Raw genomic sequence first — 6,230 nt, 5'->3', positions numbered from 1 at the left:
ATGCCTACACGAACCCTATCCTCTTTTATCTTCTATTACCCGCAACTTGGGTTATTAGGGATTGAAACTAATGGTTAAAAAGGATTACGATCAACAGGTGGTATACTGTCACGTAATGCTTGCCAGGTTAGCGTTCCTACTCTACCATCACCGACCAATCTCTGCGATCGCTGAAAAGCTACCACTGCTCTAGAGGTTCTAGGGCCATAGATACCGTCAATAGCTCCGTTATAAAATCCTAGCCATTTCAGAACAGCTTGCACATCTCTCACAGGTTGTCCACGAGAACTACGAGTCAGTAGGGGAGCTTCTAAAGGAGAGTATTTTGAAAGTCTACCCACAATTTGGAGATTAGTATTATTTGCTTGTGCCTTAGTTGGTGCAGAAATGAAAGTAAATCCACTTAAAGCTAATGCAAAAACCAAGCTCAACTTGAGAGTTATTGAGCTAAAAAATCGAGTATTCATTGTATTTTTCCAAAGCAGATTGTGGTAAAATATATCCAGCCTATTTGATATTTTTGTTCAGTAGCTTGATTGTGTAACTTTAAATAGCACGAGTACCAAACATTTCATTAAGTATAGAAAATACCAAGCCGTATATCTTCTACTCATAGGTATAATTTAGCTACACCCTAAGCATCACCAGATTCACAAAACAGCGTATATCATCACAGCTAAATAAGCAAAATAGACACCGTTGAGTGCGATGACTTCCCAAAGTTGGAAACTGTTTTTATCAGCACCCCAATAAATAAAAGCTGCATATACTGCGCCTAGCAATGCTACAAAACCTAAGTTGACGGAAAATATCAATAAATTTTCTACAGGTAAATTGACTAATGCTAGTGGAAAGAAAGCCAGCGTCATAGTAACTGTATTGTCAGCAATGACATTTGTCGTAGCAGCTGTCACCTGACCGCTACGCGCCACACTCCAGGTAGCAAATATTTCTGGTGCAATGCTCATAGTCGAGGTGATAAATAACCCACCTATTAACTTAGAAATTCCTAACAAAGAAACAATATTTTCTGTTGCGGTGACTGTTAAATAAGCACCCAAACCTAACAACAAAACACCAATCACAGCAACGCTAATTTCTTTTTTATTCCAGCGTACAGCTTGAGCATCCTGGCGTTCACGCATAATTGCTTGGGCTACATAAATGAAGTAAGCTACCAACATAATCCAACCATCAATAGGTTGCAGTCCCCGCCAGGGCTGAGGAACAGTTAATATAGCAGCCAAAGCGATAATTGCTAGATAAGGCAGGGCTTGTACATACAAAGCCTCTGGTTTAACTCGCATAGAATGTTGACTGCGGCGACTAGACTCAGAAGAGTTTCTGGCATTTTTGCGCGAGGCGATATAAGCAACAGTCACAATTGCCGGCACAGAGATAATATTTGAACCGAGTAAATTACCCAAACCAATATCTTTCAAACCTTGAACAGCACTAGCAACGTTAGTACCTACTTCTGGGCTAGCAGTAGCAAGAGCAATAAAAGTAGCACCTGCGGCTTCTGACAAACCCCATTGTTGTCGTAGTTTTTTGAGTGGTTCAGCCAGTTTGTCTGCTCCCCAGTGCGCCCCCCATGCAGCAGCAGCCAGAACCAACACCCAGAATAATAATTTCAATTAACGAAACCTCTCTAATAATTCATCCCGCGATAGTTGAAGTAATAAAGGAGTAAATTCTTCTGGAGATAAAGCCAATAAAGCTGGCATAATTGCTCTTAATTCCCCATCTAATTCACCAAATCTAAATCGCAACAAATTTTCTATAATTGTACGTCTTTCTTCTTGAATTCCTTCTTGTTTAGTTGCTGCTAATTTTTGCTCATAAATGGGTGATAAACGCATAATTAAATTTCTATCCTCCTCGTCTACATTTTGATTCACTTCTAAGGTAGTTTTCAAACTCAATAATAAATCAATAGCTTTGTCACGGAAGGGATGATTTTCAGGAAGTGCTGCTAGTTCATCTATCGCTTGTTGCTGAACTCGTCCCTTACCTAAAATTCTCAACCATAAAGTTTCTTCCGTACAGGGTAATTGATGAATGGCTACAATTGCTGTTCGCAAATAATCGCCTAAAAAATAGACTCCCTCTCCCCAGGTTTCTATATCTAGGTTAGCTCTAAAACCATTTAAGATAGATTCCGAGGCGGTGGGTGACAAAATCCACATCAATTTCTCGAATTTCTGCGGGAACTTTCCGACTTGTTTCCACTGTTCCCAATGGTTGTAATAATTCTTTCTGATAATCTTTAGCAAATTGGTCGTAGGGAAACCTGGTCATATTATGTCTGGTTGAACACTTATCATATCTGTTGAGGCAGGGAATAGGGAACGGGGACAAATCAATTCAAAATTCAAAATACCCTACGGGAAGGCTTACGCCTACAAAATTCAAAATTCAAAATTATTGATTGTTGACTGTTGACTGGGTAAAAGATTCTTCCTTGCCTCCCCTGCCTCCCCTGCTTCCCCTGCCTCCCCTGCCTCCCCACTCCCCCATCCCCGAAGTCCTTAAACTTCTGCTGGGTGATATTCTTGCTGTCTTTCTACAAAACGCTGCACCCGTGAACGATAGTCTCTCACGGTTTCATCTACCCAGTCGCGGTCATTGCTGTTAGCATATAAATGTACTAATGGCTCACTGGCATCAGGTAAGACTAACAACCAACTATCATCAAAGGTTTGACGAATTTTCACACCGTCGATGAGTTCTAGGTTTTGGGCGGGGTGAGTTTCCACTAAGTAGCGCATCAATGCACCCTTAGCCGACCAAGGACAACGTATGGTATAAGTTCTGTGAATGACACGGGGTAATTCTGATCTGACAGTAGCGAGCGATCGCTCCTGTATCGTCAACATTTCAATTAGTTTAGCAATACAGAACATCGAATCAAAGCCCGGATGTAACTGCGGGAAAATAAACCCAGTCTCGCCGCTACCCCCTAACACCACATTGGGATTTTTCTGACAAGCTTCCATTAAAGCTGTTGGGTTAGCCTTAGTGCGAATTACCCGCCCATCATGACGACGCGCCACTTGTTCCACCGCACTCGACGAATGTACAGGTACTACTACCGTCCCTCTGGGGTTAGAAGTGAGAATCATATCCACCATCAAAGCGGTTAACAATTCCCCCCGAATCGGATAACCCGACTCATCGACTAAAATCAACTGTTCCCCATTGGCTGATACCTGTACACCAAAGTTCGCCTTTAATGCTTCTACCACATGACCTAACTGATTAAGTAAAGCTTCCCTGTCAGTAGTAGATACAGCATTTTTATTCAGACTGGCGTTAAGCACCACCGCATCAGCCCCAAATTTATCTAAAAGTTGGGGTAAGACTGCACCAGACACCGCATACATATAATCAATTACCACTTTGGCGCGACTGTTGCGGAGGGCGGAAACATTTAACAGTTTCTCAAAAGCTGTGCAGTAAAGTTCAATCACTTGGCTGGGGTAAGCCACATCACCAATTTCATGGGTAAGGGCGCGACGCATATCTTCCTTAAAGAAAGCCCCCTCAATTTTCTTTTCTAGGGCTTTCGAGATATTAATCCCCTTACCATCCATGAATTCGATTAAAATATAATCCGGGCGGTCTGGGTGTACCCGCACATGAAGACCACCGGCTATCTTCATTGTGGGGATAACAGTCCGTGCTATGGGAATTGCTGTTGCATCTAAGTTCTGTACATCCACACCCACAGACATAAAACCCGCAATTAATGACCTAGTAATCATCCGGGAGACGTTGCGTTGGTCACGGGATACCGCTACTTTAGAACCAGGTTTTAAAGTTGAACCATAGGCAGCCCCCAATTTTACCGCAAATTCTGGGGTAATGTCAATATTAGCTAATCCCTGGACTCCACGTTGTCCAAATAGGTTACGTTGGGCTGTACTACCCCAAATCAGGTTAATGTTTAAGATTGCCCCTGATTCAATTTTTTTACTCGGCCATACCCGCACACCGGGGCTAATTTGGGCTTCTTCTCCAATGGTAGACAAAGAACCAACTACAGCCGCTTCTAAAACATGGGCGCGTCTGTCTACACGAGTGCCACGGGAAATTACACAAGCACTTAATTGGGCTTCGTCCCCAATAATCGCCCCATTCCAGACAATCGGACGTTTCAGGTTAGCATCTGCCCCGATGGTGACATTATCCCCGATCACAGTTCCGGCTTCAATCTGCACTCTCGCACCGATGCGGCAATTGTTACCAATTAAGGCGGGAGGGTCAATATGGGCTGAGGGGTCAATGTAAGTGTTCTGCCCTACCCACAAGCCGGGGGACTGTTCTTGATAGGCAAAATCCAGTTTAACTTTTTGGTATAAAGCATCATACTGAGCTTCACGATAGGCATCTAAGTGTCCGACATCACACCAGTAACCCTGAGCAATGTAACCATACATCGGTTCATCTTTAGCCAGCAGTAAGGGAAATAAATCTTTAGAAAAGTCGGTTTCTGTGTTTGCTGGTAGATATTCTAAAACTTCTGGTTCGAGGATATAAGTCCCAGTGTTGACGGTATCAGAAAAAATCTCACTGGTGGAGGGTTTTTCTAAAAAGCGGTTAATTTTGCCTTCTGCATCGGTGATGACTACGCCAAATTCAATTGGGTTGGGTACTCTGGTTAATATCAGAGTGGCTTTTGATTTCTGTTGTTTATGAAAGGCGATCGCAGCTGAAAGGTCAAAATCTGTGATACTATCACCACTAATTACTAAAAAAGTTTCATCCAAAAGTTCCGCAATGTTTTTGACACAACCTGCTGTACCTAAAGGTTGGTCTTCTTCCACTGCATAGGTCATCTGTACGCCGAAATCGCTGCCATCTTGAAAATAATCCCGCAAAACATCAGGTAAATAATGTAATGTGGCAATTACTTCCGTGATTTCATGCCTTTTGAGTAAATTAATGATATGCTCCGCGATGGGTCGATTCAGAATCGGCACCATCGGTTTAGGTAAGTCGCAAGTTAACGGGCGAAGTCGCGTCCCCGAACCGCCTGCCATCAGCACTGCACGCATAAATCCTCCTTAACTTTTTGCAGTTGTGACTGCTTTGAGAACCGTGAGAGTATATTGTGTTTTTCTTTAGTCTCCCCTCTACCCTGATTTTTCTGGCACTCCCACAAGAAACATCTGGCCAGGAATAAGTATAATTACTTGTATGCCAGCTTGTGGTAACAAGCAAATCAAGCTAGGTCAATAGTTGCTCATCAAGGGTGTTACTACTGATCAGGTTTAATTATGGTAGCTACCAGAGCCTTAAGACACAACAACCCAGTAGGAAAAAGTAATATAGAAATCTAGAATACTATGTATTTCTCTGTTGATTAATTTGACTTGCTTGGGTTGAGATTATATTTTAGTAATAGATATTTGTATTAATTGTCTGGTAACAATTGTTGCCAAGTAACAAGATGTTATGTCAACAGATTTATATATAAAAAATTGTTGCTTTCGGCACAATTCAATTAATCTACACTAACTGACTGTATATATTTAAGAATGAATGGTTAAGTTACACTGAGATAGTATAGATTATGAAATAACTACATGATGCTGTAAGACTTACGTTAAATTTTGTGATTGACTAGCGGAGTTGATGGCGATGGTTAAGTTAATTATTTTTGGCTTGATTGTGGTTTATGTAGGTGGGGCTTGGAAGTTTTGGAATGGTTTTACTAGAACTAATTTCACTCGTTCTTTACCCAATCGAATTATTTTAACTTTGTTATGGCCTGCTTTATTTATTGCGAATACATCCTATCGCAATAACTTCAGAAAGGCTTTGAAAGGTTAGCAATTGATTGTTAATTTCATAACAGGGATGGGCTAAAAGTCCACCCCCCCAAGATTTTAATTTAATTTAAAAGGCTTGAATCCACTCTTTGATGGTGTATTCTGTCCAAATCCCATTTTGCCAGTAGGGGTCATTTTCAACTAACTGGCGGACTGTGGCTTCGTCTTCTGCTTCGTAAATGCCAAAAACTTTAGTCACATCTTTGGTGGGGCCGATTGTAATTAACACACCGGATGCTTTTTGTTTGGCTAATCCTTCTAAGTGTGCTTCCCGGTAAGGTGCGCGTTTTTCTAAAACGTCTTCGCAGTAACTACCCCACATTATATATTTAGACATGATGTTTTGCAGATTGATTAACTACCTGTGGTCATCTTATGGGAAAATGGGGTTAA

At 41.7% G+C, this 6,230-nt stretch carries 5 protein-coding genes and 1 pseudogene; 1 reads left to right on the top strand and 5 read right to left on the bottom strand.

Annotated features, from left to right (window positions below; translation table 11 throughout):
- Nucleotides 1–74 precede the first annotated feature (74 nt).
- From AACS98_RS07370 to AACS98_RS07355, 4 genes and pseudogenes are all read right to left on the bottom strand, one after another.
- A complete protein-coding gene (locus AACS98_RS07370) occupies nucleotides 75–467 on the bottom strand; it encodes a peptidoglycan-binding domain-containing protein (RefSeq protein WP_066377783.1) in 393 nt (130 codons plus the stop codon).
- Nucleotides 468–650: 183 nt separating this feature from the next.
- A complete protein-coding gene (locus AACS98_RS07365; RefSeq protein ID WP_066377782.1) occupies nucleotides 651–1,637 on the bottom strand; it encodes a sodium:calcium antiporter in 987 nt (328 codons plus the stop codon).
- Nucleotides 1,638–2,301: pseudogene (locus tag AACS98_RS07360) on the bottom strand (hypothetical protein).
- A 230-nt stretch (nucleotides 2,302–2,531) separates the two neighbouring features.
- A complete protein-coding gene (locus tag AACS98_RS07355) occupies nucleotides 2,532–5,060 on the bottom strand; it encodes a mannose-1-phosphate guanyltransferase (protein WP_066377781.1) in 2,529 nt (842 codons plus the stop codon).
- A gap of 586 nt (nucleotides 5,061–5,646) precedes the next feature.
- On the opposite strand from AACS98_RS07355, the gene AACS98_RS07350 reads away from it, so the two are divergent.
- Complete coding sequence (locus AACS98_RS07350; protein WP_066377802.1) at nucleotides 5,647–5,838, top strand: hypothetical protein; 192 nt, start codon at nucleotides 5,647–5,649, stop codon at nucleotides 5,836–5,838.
- Nucleotides 5,839–5,904: 66 nt separating this feature from the next.
- Here the strand turns inward: AACS98_RS07350 and AACS98_RS07345 are convergent, their stop codons facing one another.
- Nucleotides 5,905–6,174: a YciI family protein gene (locus tag AACS98_RS07345; protein WP_066377778.1), complete on the bottom strand. Its 270-nt coding sequence runs from the start codon at nucleotides 6,172–6,174 to the stop codon at nucleotides 5,905–5,907.
- Nucleotides 6,175–6,230 lie beyond the last annotated feature (56 nt).

The sequence above is a fragment of the Anabaena sp. CA = ATCC 33047 genome (assembly GCF_963870205.1).
Taxonomy (GTDB): Bacteria; Cyanobacteriota; Cyanobacteriia; order Cyanobacteriales; family Nostocaceae; genus Trichormus.
The sequence above is the reverse complement of the archived record's forward strand: the minus strand, read 5'-3'. Positions and strand labels throughout refer to the sequence as shown.